At 34.0% G+C, this 1,122-nt stretch carries 1 rRNA gene; it reads left to right on the forward strand.

Annotation, left to right across the window (positions count from 1 at the left end):
* A 5S ribosomal RNA gene (gene rrf, locus BZG01_RS21315) occupies positions 1–86 on the forward strand; the annotation flags it as partial.
* Positions 87–1,122: the final 1,036 nt, after the last annotated feature.

Consider the following 1,122-nt stretch of genomic DNA (forward strand, 5'->3'; position numbering starts at 1 on the left):
ACCTCTTCCCATTCCGAACAGAGAAGTTAAGCCCGATAGCGCCGATGGTACTGCCTTTTTGGTGGGAGAGTAGGTCGACGCCAACTTTTAAAGAGTCTTGTTCCAATGAGGAATGAGACTCTTTTTTTATGTGCTAAAATCAAAGAAATTTGTTTGCCATATTGATATAAACTTAAACAGTAGGAGTGTATTTATAGATTCCAGGATTTACTCTTGTCTATTTTATTTTTTGAGCAGAAAAGTTAAGATTATTGGCCTTGATAATTAGTTGTCAAATTGCAGTCCTGGATAATAAACCGGCAACAATTTAAAAAGAATCTTATTTCAACTATCTGATGTGACTCTTTTTATGTTGTTTCTTATAAAAGTGGGTTGTCTATAGGTGTGTAAAATGGATAATATTTATTGACATTAGAAAGTAGAGTATCAAAGTATTGGAAATTGTATTAGAAAAGAGCGTATACATTTGTTCTCAATTATTCTTTAAGACATAAACGATAAGTTTGTTGGTGGTGATACTAATACCTGAATGTTTATATTAATTAGGAAGTAGTCCACTCTTCAATCGAAAAGTATACCACTATTTATTCACAAGATGAACAAAATTTGTTCATTGCAAAATGATAAGTATGTATACAAAACAGGAGATTATCATCCGCAGTTATCGTAGTGGCTAAAGTCAGCGACAGATTTCAAAAGAACTATCGATCAGTCGGCGAACGGTAAAAAAGTATATTGAAGGGTACGAGATGCAATTATTGCGAAGCGCTGATACGAGCGAAGCTCATTCAGCATATCTCTCAACAGCTCCATCTTATTGAGTTTCTAAAAGGGGTAAGTTGCGACTTACACAAGAAATTACCGATGAGATTGACCAACTGCTTTTAAAGAATCAGGAGAAGTTATCGTTAGGACAGCGTAAGCAGTTGCTGAAGAAGATAGATATCCTTGAAGTCCTTCACTCTAAAGGCTATGATATTGGTTATACTACGGTATGTAATACGGTTCTGTTTGTTAATTTACTCAAAAAAAAACTTATCTTAGTATATGCCAAAAATTATAGATGTAGAAATCACCGAAAGTGAATCAGAATTACTTTACCTTCTGAGAAAGCAGACAAAA

This window comes from Labilibaculum manganireducens, from assembly GCF_002843385.1.
Classification (GTDB): Bacteria; Bacteroidota; Bacteroidia; order Bacteroidales; family Marinifilaceae; genus Labilibaculum; species Labilibaculum manganireducens.